This is a genomic window from Bacillus sp. Medicinal_06, from assembly GCF_056711665.1.
This window is the reverse complement of sequence record NZ_JBWYHD010000002.1, coordinates 1-12053: the sequence shown is the minus strand read 5'-3', so window position 1 is coordinate 12053 and position 12053 is coordinate 1. Positions and strand designations below refer to the sequence as shown.

8 protein-coding genes, 22 tRNA genes and 2 rRNA genes are annotated in these 12053 nt (G+C 39.3%); 1 reads left to right on the top strand and 31 read right to left on the bottom strand.

Going from position 1 to position 12053, the window contains the following annotated elements:
* Window positions 1–9 precede the first annotated feature (9 nt).
* The 7 genes from glgA to AC1M36_RS03655 form a co-directional block, all read right to left on the bottom strand.
* The gene (gene glgA, locus AC1M36_RS03685) at window positions 10–1446 is read right to left on the bottom strand and encodes a glycogen synthase GlgA (protein ID WP_336450608.1); all 1437 of its coding nucleotides are present in this window, start codon (window positions 1444–1446) and stop codon (window positions 10–12) included.
* Window positions 1447–1815: 369 nt separating this feature from the next.
* Complete coding sequence (locus AC1M36_RS03680; protein WP_336450609.1) at window positions 1816–2850, bottom strand: GlgC family sugar phosphate nucleotidyltransferase; 1035 nt, start codon at window positions 2848–2850, stop codon at window positions 1816–1818.
* A 19-nt stretch (window positions 2851–2869) separates the two neighbouring features.
* Window positions 2870–4000, bottom strand: a complete 1131-nt coding sequence (locus AC1M36_RS03675) for a glucose-1-phosphate adenylyltransferase (protein WP_479845609.1) — start codon at window positions 3998–4000, stop codon at window positions 2870–2872.
* On the bottom strand, window positions 3948–5885 hold the full coding sequence (gene glgB / locus AC1M36_RS03670) for a 1,4-alpha-glucan branching protein GlgB (RefSeq protein ID WP_479845608.1): 1938 nt from the start codon (window positions 5883–5885) through the stop codon (window positions 3948–3950). Before glgB ends, AC1M36_RS03675 begins: the two co-directional genes overlap by 53 nt.
* A gap of 385 nt (window positions 5886–6270) precedes the next feature.
* Window positions 6271–7215: an L-lactate dehydrogenase gene (locus AC1M36_RS03665; protein WP_336450612.1), complete on the bottom strand. Its 945-nt coding sequence runs from the start codon at window positions 7213–7215 to the stop codon at window positions 6271–6273.
* Between the two features lie 328 nt (window positions 7216–7543).
* Entirely contained in the window at window positions 7544–7981 is a 438-nt protein-coding gene (locus tag AC1M36_RS03660; RefSeq protein WP_336450613.1) for a carboxymuconolactone decarboxylase family protein, read from the bottom strand.
* Between the two features lie 240 nt (window positions 7982–8221).
* Window positions 8222–9094: an RNA polymerase sigma-70 factor gene (locus AC1M36_RS03655; RefSeq protein ID WP_336450614.1), complete on the bottom strand. Its 873-nt coding sequence runs from the start codon at window positions 9092–9094 to the stop codon at window positions 8222–8224.
* Window positions 9095–9215: 121 nt separating this feature from the next.
* On the opposite strand from AC1M36_RS03655, the gene AC1M36_RS03650 reads away from it, so the two are divergent.
* Window positions 9216–9389 carry a hypothetical protein gene (locus AC1M36_RS03650; RefSeq protein ID WP_336450615.1) on the top strand — a complete coding sequence of 58 codons (174 nt, stop codon included), beginning with the start codon at window positions 9216–9218 and terminating at the stop codon, window positions 9387–9389.
* Between the two features lie 244 nt (window positions 9390–9633).
* On the opposite strand, the gene AC1M36_RS03645 is transcribed toward AC1M36_RS03650, so the two are convergent.
* The 24 genes from AC1M36_RS03645 to AC1M36_RS03530 all read right to left on the bottom strand — a co-directional run.
* Window positions 9634–9705: transfer RNA gene (locus AC1M36_RS03645), tRNA-Glu, on the bottom strand.
* A 6-nt stretch (window positions 9706–9711) separates the two neighbouring features.
* Window positions 9712–9802 (bottom strand) — tRNA-Ser (locus tag AC1M36_RS03640).
* 8 nt (window positions 9803–9810) lie between these two features.
* A tRNA-Asn gene (locus AC1M36_RS03635) sits at window positions 9811–9885 on the bottom strand.
* A gap of 4 nt (window positions 9886–9889) precedes the next feature.
* A tRNA-Ile gene (locus AC1M36_RS03630) sits at window positions 9890–9966 on the bottom strand.
* 10 nt (window positions 9967–9976) lie between these two features.
* A tRNA-Gly gene (locus AC1M36_RS03625) sits at window positions 9977–10047 on the bottom strand.
* An 18-nt stretch (window positions 10048–10065) separates the two neighbouring features.
* Window positions 10066–10141 (bottom strand) — tRNA-Lys (locus AC1M36_RS03620).
* A 10-nt stretch (window positions 10142–10151) separates the two neighbouring features.
* A tRNA-Thr gene (locus AC1M36_RS03615) sits at window positions 10152–10227 on the bottom strand.
* A gap of 14 nt (window positions 10228–10241) precedes the next feature.
* Window positions 10242–10317, bottom strand: a tRNA-Phe gene (locus tag AC1M36_RS03610).
* 9 nt (window positions 10318–10326) lie between these two features.
* Window positions 10327–10402 (bottom strand) — tRNA-Asp (locus tag AC1M36_RS03605).
* A gap of 3 nt (window positions 10403–10405) precedes the next feature.
* Window positions 10406–10482, bottom strand: a tRNA-Met gene (locus AC1M36_RS03600).
* A 25-nt stretch (window positions 10483–10507) separates the two neighbouring features.
* Window positions 10508–10600, bottom strand: a tRNA-Ser gene (locus tag AC1M36_RS03595).
* A gap of 16 nt (window positions 10601–10616) precedes the next feature.
* A tRNA-Ile gene (locus tag AC1M36_RS03590) sits at window positions 10617–10693 on the bottom strand.
* Between the two features lie 4 nt (window positions 10694–10697).
* A tRNA-Met gene (locus tag AC1M36_RS03585) sits at window positions 10698–10774 on the bottom strand.
* 16 nt (window positions 10775–10790) lie between these two features.
* A tRNA-Ala gene (locus tag AC1M36_RS03580) sits at window positions 10791–10863 on the bottom strand.
* A gap of 16 nt (window positions 10864–10879) precedes the next feature.
* A tRNA-Pro gene (locus tag AC1M36_RS03575) sits at window positions 10880–10953 on the bottom strand.
* 10 nt (window positions 10954–10963) lie between these two features.
* A tRNA-Arg gene (locus AC1M36_RS03570) sits at window positions 10964–11037 on the bottom strand.
* Window positions 11038–11040: 3 nt separating this feature from the next.
* A tRNA-Leu gene (locus AC1M36_RS03565) sits at window positions 11041–11129 on the bottom strand.
* Window positions 11130–11145: 16 nt separating this feature from the next.
* A tRNA-Gly gene (locus AC1M36_RS03560) sits at window positions 11146–11220 on the bottom strand.
* Between the two features lie 30 nt (window positions 11221–11250).
* Window positions 11251–11331 (bottom strand) — tRNA-Leu (locus AC1M36_RS03555).
* 24 nt (window positions 11332–11355) lie between these two features.
* Window positions 11356–11431: transfer RNA gene (locus tag AC1M36_RS03550), tRNA-His, on the bottom strand.
* 9 nt (window positions 11432–11440) lie between these two features.
* Window positions 11441–11516, bottom strand: a tRNA-Thr gene (locus tag AC1M36_RS03545).
* A gap of 5 nt (window positions 11517–11521) precedes the next feature.
* Window positions 11522–11597 (bottom strand) — tRNA-Val (locus AC1M36_RS03540).
* Between the two features lie 4 nt (window positions 11598–11601).
* Window positions 11602–11717: ribosomal RNA gene (gene rrf / locus AC1M36_RS03535) — 5S ribosomal RNA — on the bottom strand.
* Window positions 11718–11819: 102 nt separating this feature from the next.
* Window positions 11820–12053 (bottom strand): 23S ribosomal RNA (locus AC1M36_RS03530); the annotation flags it as partial.

Below are 12053 nucleotides of genomic sequence, written 5' to 3'. Positions count from 1 at the left end.
TTTCACCACCTAAGAGTGTTTCAGCAAACTTTTATATAATTCCCTGTATTCAAGAGCTGACTTTTTCCAGCTATAATCTTCTGTCATCGCCTGTTTTACAAGCTGTTCCCATACCGGTTTATTATGATAATACTTCAGCGCACGACGAATCGTATGTAACATGTCATGAGCATTAAAATTTCTAAAACTGAAGCCATTTCCAGTCTCCATTTTCTCATTATAAGACTGAACTGTATCATTCAAGCCTCCAGTCTCTCTTACAATTGGAATAACACCATACGCCAGTGCAATGAGTTGTCCAAGTCCACACGGTTCAAATAGTGATGGCATTAAAAACAAATCACTACCTGCATATACTTGATGTGCTAACTCTTCATTAAAACCAATATACACTTTCACTTTTTCTGGATACTCATATGCCATCCACTCAAAAAATTGCTCATACTCAGAATCTCCTGATCCTAAAATGATACATTGTACATCCTCTTCCATCATTTCATGAAAGACAGTACGCACTAAGTCGAGACCTTTTTGCTTTGTTAATCTCGTTACCATTGAAATGAGTGGTGTATCTTCTTTTTCTGGCAAACCAAAGTAACGCTGCAATGCACGTTTATTTTCTTGCTTATCATATAGCGACTCAGCATCATACTGCGCAGTAATAAATGCGTCTGTTTTCGGATTATATACGCTCGTATCAATGCCATTTACAATCCCGCTCAGCTTATCATTATATTTACGCAGCAAACCATCTAGTTTTTCACCAAAAAATTCGTATTGAATCTCTTCCTTATATGTCGGGCTTACTGCTGTAATACGATCTGAAGCGATAATGCCACCTTTCATAAAGTTAACGTTCCCATAAAATTCAAGCTGTTCACTATGAAAATATTCATCACCAAGATCCAGTAAATCATGCATAACTTCACGTGGAAATACACCTTGGAACTGCAAATTATGAATTGTATATACGGTTTTAATATGTTCATATAACGGGTTGTCCCCATATTTTTCACGGAGTAAGAAATTTACCATTGCTGTATGCCAATCGTGACTATGAAGAACATCCACTTCAAAATCTAAATGTGGCATACACTCTAACACTGCTTTAGAAAAGAAAGAAAAGCGTTCTCCATCATCATAATGTCCATACAGAGAATCTCTTTTAAAATAATACTCATTATCGATTAAGTAATACGTAATCCCATCTTGCTCGCCTTTTAAAATCCCACAATATTGGTTTCGCCAGCCAAGCTGAACATTAATTACCTTATGAAGCGTACATGCTTCTCGTAAATGCTTAGGGATAAGACTGTAGTTTGGAAGTATAATCCGGACGTTTACCCCTAATTTTTTCAATTCTTTTGGAAGTGCACCCGCAACATCTGCTAAACCTCCTGATTTAATAAACGGTACGCATTCTGATACTGCAAATAAAATATTCACGTGTTGTTCCACTGCCTGAAAAGCGTGTACACCTTGATCCGCCCTTCTTACAGCTTCCTCCCTTCGGATTTTAAATTCATATCATGATGAGCCAGTGAATCCAATTCCACTGGCTATATAACTCTATTTCGATTTTCCTACTCAACAATTACAGCTCTGAAATCAAAAGAAGTGCTCCACTCATTTTCTCCTTTTGGTTTCACATGGCATGGGGCCAAAAAAGGCTTTGATTGCTTCTCCCCATCGCCGGATCCTCTCTCCCAACAAAAAAAGTATGTTTTAATCCATATTTTCATTTATCCCGCATTAACGGGCAGTGGGGGATGAAGCCCCCCACCACTGATTAAAGTTTCACTTTATATTGAGTTTTCAAGAATAACTAGTAACATTTTGACTTTGGATACTCCCCTTTTCCACAACATGCGGATTATCAGGTGTTCCTGTTAAAACTACACCATCCTCAATCTTAACATCTTTATCAATAATAACACCGTCTAATATACAATTATCTCCAATTTGACTCTTTTGCATAATAATACTATTTCGAATTACTGAACCTTTTCCAACCTTAACCGAACGAAATACAACACTATTCTCAACTTTCCCTGCAATAATACTTCCATTTGCAATCATTGTATTTTTCACCTTAGCATCTTTCATATAACGTGTTGGTGGTTCATCTTTTACCTTTGTAAAAATCGGTGCTTCTTTCGTAAATAACTGTTTCCAAATCGAAGGCTGCAAAATTTCTAAACTATGTTTATAATAACTTTCAATCGAATCGATCACTGCTACATACCCCATATGTTCATATGTGCCGATGTACAATGATTCTCCTCGCTTTTCTCTAACAACATCAAATAAACTATAATGCTCCATATCTTTATACGTTTCAAATAAATCTAATAATAGCTGTTTCTTAAGCACATAGGTTTGTAGGGGAACTCCTTCATGACACACTTCCGTAATATCCGCTTCCGTATGTATATGTCTCTCTAACACTGCTTGAAAATTGATTGCTGTGACAAGATGACTATTTGTAATGACAACGTACTCTTGTCTACTACGTAGAAAATAATCAATATGTCTTCTAAAATGAGCGAAGGAACCAAACTCATCTTGATCACATTGGCAATTTGGAGGAAATAAAAATAAGCCGTCGCGTTTTCTATCTAAATCCCACTGTTTTCCTGATCCGAGATGATCCATCAAGGAACGATTTTTATGACTCGTAAAAATCGCTACGCTATGAATATGGGAATTAACCATATTTGAAAGCATAAAATCAATGAGACGATAACGCCCTCCAAATGGTAGCGCAGCTAGTGAACGGTGTTCTGTTACTTTCTTTAAAGAAGGAAAGCTCCCTGTTGCATTAATAATTCCTAACATTGATTCTCCCATGTATCTCATCCCCTTTTGTCTATTTTCCTTCTGCGATTAATACAATCTCATCTACATTTTTTTCTGATCGAATCACGGTATTATCCTCAATTACCATACCTGAGCCAACAATCGCCTTTTCAATCACAACATTTTTTCCAATTCGAGCCCCTGGCATAACAACGGAATCAATAACTAGGCTACCTTCTCCTACCGTTACACCTTGGAATAAAACAGAATGCTTTACATCTCCCTCAATAACGCATCCTTCATTTATCAATGACTCTTCTACTTTGGCATTCTCAGCTATAAATTGTGGTGGTTCGTTGGGATTAACTGAGTAAACGCGCCAATCACGATCATTTAGGTGCAATAAAGATTCATCACGAAGCAAGTCCATATTGGCTTCCCATAAACTTTTAACAGTTCCAACATCTTTCCAATACCCTTGGAACGGATAAGCAATTAATTTCTTTCCTTCATCTAGTAAAAGAGGAAGAACATCTTTTCCGAAGTCATTCGTAGAATCTGGATTTCTTGCATCCATCTCTAAATATTCTTTTAAGATCGCCCAATTAAAAATGTAAATGCCCATCGAGGCAAGATTACTTTTTGGGAACTGTGGTTTTTCCTCAAACTCAACAATCTCCATCTCTTCATTCGTATTCATAATTCCAAATCTATTTGCTTCGTCCCAAGGTACCTCAATAACAGAAATCGAAACATCCGCTTCTTTTTCAATATGGTAATCTAACATTTTACTGTAATCCATTTTATAAATATGATCCCCTGATAAAATCAGAACATATTCAGGATCGTACTGATGCAAGTAGTTTAAGTTTTGATAAATCGCACTAGCTGTTCCTGTATACCATTTCACTCCTGAAGATTCCGAGTACGGGGGTAATACAGTCACGCCGCCATTCACACGGTCTAAATCCCAAGCATTACCGATTCCAATATAACTATGAAGCTCAAGTGGCTGATACTGCGTTAAAATTCCAACCGTTTCAATACCAGAGTTTGCACAATTACTTAAAGTGAAATCAATAATTCGATACTTGCCGCCAAACGGAACAGCTGGCTTTGCTAAATTTTTTGTTAAGGCACTTAAACGACTACCCTTTCCTCCTGCTAGTAACATTGCTACGCACGTCTGCTTTTGAACCATCTTGTTTTTTGCTCCCCTTTCTCGTTTTCACTGGTCGTAAAATAGATACCCCAAGTGGTGGAATTGTTATTTCTACATGAGCAGACTGGTTATGATACGGCTCATCTATTGCCTTCAGCCGTTTTTTATTCACCTGTCCTGAGCCGCCATATATTACATCATCGCTATTTAAAATCTCGTTATAATACTGGAATTCTGGTACGCCCACTTTATAGTTTTCGTACACAATGTTAGTAAAATTACATACAACGACAAGGATATCTTCATCCTTATCCCCTTTACGAATAAACGAAAAAATACTTTGTTCTCTATTATCAGCATCGATCCACTGAAATCCTTCCTGTGAATGATCCAGCTGCCAAAGTGGCTTAGAGCGCTTATACAATGCTATGAGCACTTTAAAGTAATCATGCATAGAACGATGCATTTCAAAATCATGCAAATTCCAATCTAAATCCTCAAGATCTTTCCACTCATCAAATTGACCGAATTCCCCACCCATAAAGAGCAATTTCTTACCCGGGTGCGTAAAGAAATACCCGTATAATAAACGAAGCTGTGCAAACTTTTCCCAGTAGTCTCCTGGCATTTTATTTAACAATGATTTTTTCCCGTGAACGACTTCATCGTGAGAGAGCGGCAATACAAAGTTTTCAGAGTAAGCATATAGCAAAGAAAACGTCATTTTCTCATGAATATATTTCCGGTACTCTGGCGCACACTCCATATATTTCAACACATCATTCATCCAGCCCATATTCCACTTATAATTAAAGCCAAGCCCGCCTTCATACGTTGGGGCAGTCACAAGCGGCCAAGCTGTCGAATCTTCTGCCGTCATCAAAAATTCTTCGTTCTCTGCAAATACGGCCTCATTTAACTCACGTAAAAAGGAAACCGCATATTCATTACTTTGCTGCTGCCCTTCTTTTTCCCAGTACAGCATATTCGCAACCGCATCAACGCGAAAGCCGTCGATATGGTAATATTTCATCCAAAACAATGCATTTGAAATTAAAAAATTTCGCACTTCCTGTTTCCCTAAATCAAAATTTACTGTTCCCCAAACACGATTCTCCTGCACATCCAAATCTTTATATTCATAGGTTGGTGCCCCATCAAACAAATACAAACCATGAGCATCCTTACAAAAATGACCTGGTACCCAATCTAAAATGACACCGATTCCATATTTATGACATTCATCGACAAAATACATGAAATCATGCGGTGTACCAAATCGACTTGTTACCGCATAATATCCAGTTCCCTGATATCCCCAAGATCGATCATATGGATGTTCAACGAGCGGCATAATTTCAATATGAGTAAACTGATGCTCTACTACATAAGGAATGAGCTCCTCTGCCATTTCTCGATACGAGTACAAAGAGCCATCTTCTTTCTTTTTCCATGATCCAAAATGCAATTCATAAACTGCCATTGCTTCCTTATAAATTGATTTTCGTTTTTTCTTGCGGAACCAATTTTTATCGTTCCATTCGTATCCCCTTATATCAAAAATAACAGATGCCGTATTTGGTCTTACTTCTGCATAATTTGCATAGGGATCTGCTTTTAAAATTGTTTCTCCACCTTTGGTCTCAATCGCATACTTATATATTTCGTTTTCCCCCAAATGTGGTATAAACAGTGACCAAATACCCTTTTCTGTCATTTGTATCATTCGATGCCCTTCAACATCCCAATCATTAAAATCTCCAACTACACTCAAAGCTTTTGCATGAGGAGCCCATACTGTAAATCGTACGCCTTGTATTTCATCCTCTACTGCAAAATGCGCGCCAAATATGTTATAGCTCTCATAACACTTTTTTGTATGAAATTCATACAAACTCTCTTCTATACAATTTGTTACACTCAATATGTTCACCTCACTAAGATGACAGAATTTTTGTTACTTTGTAAACATTCGCTGAAAAACTGAAATATCCTTGTGTATTTTTAAATAAATATACGTTTTTTCGTGGTAATTAAAGGTAATATTTTAATTTTTGATAAAATATATCGAATTTTGACGAATATTCATTGAAAGCGTTTTATTTCAGATGATTATTTCACTTGTAATAATATAATAAAAAAGCACTCTATTTTCATATAGAGTGCTTTTTCTATAAACGATCCTTTTCCAACAAAAGGGGTATATTTTGGGGATATACAAGGGAACTGGAAAAGGAATTTATATTATTTTATATAAAAATTCAGAAGCCGGAAGCAGTTTCCCGCCTCTGAATCATTTATCAATTATATTAAAGTACTGGTGCCATTGTTTCTTTTAATACTTTTACAGAGTGAGCGAATTTCGCTTTTTCTTCTTCATTTAGCTCAAGCTCAACGATTTCACGTACACCTTCGCGGTTAATAACAGCCGGAACACCTACATAAGCGTCTTTTTCACCGTATTGACCTTCTAGGTATGCAGATACAGTTAGCACACTATTTTCGTTGTTTAAGATTGCTTTCGTTACACGAAGTAGTGACATACCGATTCCGTAGTAAGTTGCACCTTTACGCTCAATAATGTGGTAAGCTGCATCGCGTACATTTACAAAGATTTTATCTAAATCATCTTGGTTGTATTGTTCGTTGTTCGCTAAAATTGTTTCTAGTTTTTGTACACCTACAGTAGTGTGGCTCCATACTGGAAGTTCAGTATCACCATGTTCACCAATAATGTACGCGTGAACGTTACGTGGATCTACATTTAAGTAGTCACCTAGCATATAGCGGAAACGAGCAGAGTCTAAAGTTGTACCAGAACCAATTACACGTTCTTTTGGTAATCCAGATTCTTTCCAAGTTACGTAAGTTAAGATGTCAACTGGGTTAGTTGCGATTAAGAAAATACCATCAAATCCGCTATCCATAATACCGCGAACGATTTGCTTGAAGATTTTTGTATTTTTCTCAACTAAGTCTAAACGAGTTTCACCTGGTTTTTGTGGTAATCCAGCAGTGATAACAACTAAATCTGCATCTTTACAATCTGCATAACTACCGCTCCACACTTTTGTTGGTGATGGAGAGAATGGTACCGCATGGCTTAAGTCCATTGCTTCTCCTTCTGCTTTTGCTTCATTTACATCAACAAGTACGAATTCCTCAGCTACACCTTGGTTGATCATTGAGTAAGCATAACTACAACCTACAGCTCCTGTTCCTACTAATACTACGCGATTGATACCTTTTTTCATGGTAATTTCCCCTCTCTATTGTTCACATTTATTATGATTGTTTAAGTAATTAATTAAAGTACTAATTTAATGTTGTTTAACTTCCTTACACTCATATTGTAGCATGAATAATTGTGAATTAATTCACAAATTATGACCTATTTGTGAACTTTTTCACAGATAGGAGAAAGTTATCTTATTGAGTATGGAATCAATCTCAATGTAAGCTTTTTCTTTAGATTGTGAAAACTTTGTTTTATTAGAGATTATGTGTAGTAATACATAAAAAGCTATCCTTTCCAGAGCCTTTCTGGAAAGAATAGCTTTCTATTGTTTCAAGACTTTATCTTTATTCTGGCATTAAACGAGTAGAAACTCCAATTCGATTCCATGCATTAATAGCAACAATCTGCATAATAATTTCAGCAACTTGCTTTTCTTCAAAGTATTTTCTTACTTCTTCATATACCTCATCTGGAACATGAGTTTCCGCTACTAGTGTAATTGCTTCTGTCAAAGCAAGCACAGCACGCTCCTTCTCTGTGAAAAATGGTGTCTCATGCCAAGCATTAAGAGCATAAATACGCTGCTCTGTTTCTCCTAATTTTCTCGCATCTTTCGTATGGAGATCAATGCAATACGCACATCCGTTGATTTGAGAGGCCCGAATTTTAATTAGCTCTTTCAATGTCTCATCAATACTTGTAGTCATCAAATATTTTTCTAATCCTGCCATTGCCTTATAACCTTCTGGATTTACCTTTCCCATTAAAAACCTTGTTTCCATCGTATATTCCCTCCATAAAATAAAATGAGTTTGTACTTTTATACCAGGATATTTAACAAGGTCTTTTATGAATGATTTACAATCACTATCTGCCGTAACATACCTTAATTCATGACAGAAGCTCTAATAAAAAACATACATAGCATCCCTTTTATATCCCGTCACTTATAAGACAAATTAGCTTTTTGTTTTGTGACAAAATAAAAAAGAGATTTTAAAAAAATCTCTTTTTTATAAATGCTATAGAACTGGAATATACTTCAACTTATCAGGATTGACTACAATGAAGATTCTTCTAATGGATTCTCCGCTTTCATTCCATTCAAAACATATGGCTTTCTCTGCACGGCCTTTATTCCTTGCTAAAATACCAAATTGACCATTTATTATAGTTGGAAGAAGATCCAATTGGAAAAATCCTCGTGAAACAATAGCCTCCAAAAACGTCTGGATACGCTGTTTACCCAGAATCGGAAATATAGCTGCACGCACTTTACCGCCTCCATCAGTGACAAGGGTTGCATCTGTTGTCAGCAAATTAATAAATTCCTCAAAATTCCCTGTTTCTGCGCCTCTGATAAAGGTATGTATCATTTTTTCTGTATGATCCGATTGTTGTGGATGTACTGGTATTTCGTGTCGTATCTTCTCTTTGCAACGGCTGTAAATCTTTCGGCAATTTGCCTCTGATTTGTTTAAAATCTCCGCTACTTCTCGATAATCGTACCTGAGGGCTTCCCTTAAGACAAATACAGCTCTTTCAATAGGCGTTAAATTCTCTAACAGTACAAGAAATGCATAGGATACTCTTTCGTTTTGAATTATAGTGTCCATAGGATTTAGTTTCATCGTATCTATTTCCGGCTCAGGAAGCCATTCTCCTGTATATACTTCTCTCTTTTTCTGAGCCGATTGCAGTATATTTAAACAATGATTTGTCGTCATCTTAATGAAATAAGCTTTTATATTTCTAATTGATTCCTGGTTCACATGTTGACTTTTAATAAGTATATCCTGCGCAACATCTTCCGCATCACTAACAGAGCCAAGCAAGCGATATGCTACAGAGTAAACTAAAGGCCGATAGGTTCGATACAAGGTTTCAAAATCCATACCATCACTCCATTCTATAGCGTGTTTCAATATCAAAAATATATGATTTGTTATAACTAAAAGATTATCTTTCTGTTACGAAAGGCTTGTATAATTTAAGAAAGTGGAAAGAGGTGATACTATGGAGAATAACATGCGGGAAAGCAAAACAATAGCTAAACCCATTCTTTGGACTATTTCTTTACTTATCGCTACACTATTTGTTTTTGTAACCTCAAGATTATATCCAAATACTGATTTGCGAATTAGCATTGTTTTATTAACTATCATAGATATTGGATTTATAGTCGCTTAATTTTTGGAGTTAAGACAAAAAACGTTAGTATAATGCTATTCAGTGTTATATCTAATGGCATATTTTTTATCCTGTTATCCATTTTTATTTTTTTACTATTAGTTGCCAATGGTATTTCAGAAATGTGAACGTCCCATCCTTACCACCTTGACTCTTTTCTGCACGTACTTGAGGAAGGAGATTTCTATCTGATTACTGTTAAAAATGAAAAAAGAGATAGCAGATTATGCTATCTCTTTAAGTATGACCCGTACGGGATTCGAACCCGTGTTACCGCCGTGAAAGGGCGGTGTCTTAACCACTTGACCAACGGGCCAATTTCTGGCAGAGAAGAAGGGATTCGAACCCTCGCACCGCGTTAGCGATCTACTCCCTTAGCAGGGGAGCCCCTTGAGCCACTTGGGTACTTCTCTATATAATATGGCTCCGCAGGTAGGACTCGAACCTACGACCGATCGGTTAACAGCCGATAGCTCTACCACTGAGCTACTGCGGAATAATGGTGGGCCTAAATGGACTCGAACCATCGACCTCACGCTTATCAGGCGTGCGCTCTAACCAGCTGAGCTATAGGCCCCCAATGGAAAAGCGGGTGAAGAGAATCGAACTCTCGACCAGAGCTTGGAAGGCTCTTGTTTTACCACTAAACTACACCCGCATGAAATTATAAAATAAATGGTGAGCCATGAAGGACTCGAACCTTCGACCCTCTGATTAAAAGTCAGATGCTCTACCAACTGAGCTAATGGCTCATTTTGAAAGTGGTGCCGGCTAGAGGACTTGAACCCCCAACCTACTGATTACAAGTCAGTTGCTCTACCAATTGAGCTAAGCCGGCTTGCTATTTCAAAATGGTGGCTCGGGACGGAATCGAACCGCCGACACGAGGATTTTCAGTCCTCTGCTCTACCGACTGAGCTACCGAGCCTTTATGTAATGGCGGTCCCGACCGGGGTCGAACCGGCGATCTCCTGCGTGACAGGCAGGCATGTTAACCACTACACCACGGGACCATTTGGTTGCGGGGACAGGATTTGAACCTGCGACCTTCGGGTTATGAGCCCGACGAGCTACCAGACTGCTCCACCCCGCGACGATATAATATTCTTTTTAAAAAATGGAGGAGGTAGAGGGATTCGAACCCCCGCGCGACTCTCGCCGCCTGTCGGTTTTCAAGACCGATCCCTTCAGCCAGACTTGGGTATACCTCCAGGTATTTACTTTAAATGGTGGACCTTGTAGGACTCGAACCTACGACCGGACGGTTATGAGCCGTCTGCTCTAACCAGCTGAGCTAAAGGTCCTTTATGGTAGCGGCGGAGGGGATCGAACCCCCGACCTCACGGGTATGAACCGTACGCTCTAGCCAGCTGAGCTACACCGCCATAATAAAGTTATAAGTGGAGCCTAGCGGGATCGAACCGCTGACCTCCTGCGTGCAAGGCAGGCGCTCTCCCAGCTGAGCTAAGGCCCCATAATGTTTAAAACTATCGGGAAGACAGGATTTGAACCTGCGACCCCCTGGTCCCAAACCAGGTGCTCTACCAAGCTGAGCCACTTCCCGTTAATAAAAGCGCGCCCGAGAGGACTCGAACCCCTAACCTTTTGATCCGTAGTCAAACGCTCTATCCAATTGAGCTACGGGCGCATATGGTGCCGAGGGCGGGGGTCGAACCCGCACGGTGGTCACCCACCGCAGGATTTTAAGTCCTGTGCGTCTGCCTGTTCCGCCACCCCGGCATGTCATATTGAAAATTGGAGCGGAAGACGGGATTCGAACCCGCGACCCCAACCTTGGCAAGGTTGTATTCTACCACTGAACTACTTCCGCAAGACATGTTATGAGATATTTTATTAAAAGTGCGGGTGAAGGGAGTCGAACCCCCACGCCAAAGGCGCCAGATCCTAAGTCTGGTGCGTCTGCCAATTCCGCCACACCCGCATGTTATATTTGTTTTAAAAGAAATGGGGCGACTGATGGGAATCGAACCCACGAATGCCGGAGCCACAATCCGGTGCGTTAACCACTTCGCCACAACCGCCATAGTTACTGGTGCCGGCTAGAGGACTTGAACCCCCAACCTACTGATTACAAGTCAGTTGCTCTACCAATTGAGCTAAGCCGGCATAAATGGTGGAGGATGACGGGATCGAACCGCCGACCCCCTGCTTGTAAGGCAGGTGCTCTCCCAGCTGAGCTAATCCTCCATTTGCCTGGCAACGTCCTACTCTCACAGGGGCAAGGCCCCAACTACCATCGGCGCTAGAGAGCTTAACTTCTGTGTTCGGTATGGGAACGGGTGTGACCTCTCTGCCATCATTACCAGACTTTATTCATTTGAGACAATCATTATTATACTTGATTCATTTTAAATGTCAACAAGTTTTTTATGTTCTCTCAAAACTAGATAACATCTGTATTCATATTATATGGTTAAGTCCTCGATCTATTAGTATTCGTCAGCTCCACATGTCACCATGCTTCCACCTCGAACCTATCAACCTGATCATCTTTCAGGGATCTTACTAGCTTACGCTATGGGAAATCTCATCTTGAGGGGGGCTTCATGCTTAGATGCTTTCAGCACTTATCCCTTCCGCACATAGCTACCCAGCTATGCCCTTGGCAGAACAACTGGTACACCAGCGGTGCGTCCATCCCGG

What these genes read in the sequence shown, in the direction of transcription:
- AC1M36_RS03655 (WP_336450614.1), bottom strand. Translation starts at nt 9,094, where the DNA reads ATGGATTTTGAAACCTTGTATCGAACCTATCGGCCTTTAGTTTACTCT.
- AC1M36_RS03650 (WP_336450615.1), top strand. Translation starts at nt 9,216, where the DNA reads ATGGAGAATAACATGCGGGAAAGCAAAACAATAGCTAAACCCATTCTT.
- AC1M36_RS03660 (WP_336450613.1), bottom strand. Translation starts at nt 7,981, where the DNA reads ATGGAAACAAGGTTTTTAATGGGAAAGGTAAATCCAGAAGGTTATAAG.
- AC1M36_RS03680 (WP_336450609.1), bottom strand. Translation starts at nt 2,850, where the DNA reads ATGGGAGAATCAATGTTAGGAATTATTAATGCAACAGGGAGCTTTCCT.
- AC1M36_RS03675 (WP_479845609.1), bottom strand. Translation starts at nt 4,000, where the DNA reads ATGGTTCAAAAGCAGACGTGCGTAGCAATGTTACTAGCAGGAGGAAAG.
- AC1M36_RS03665 (WP_336450612.1), bottom strand. Translation starts at nt 7,215, where the DNA reads ATGAAAAAAGGTATCAATCGCGTAGTATTAGTAGGAACAGGAGCTGTA.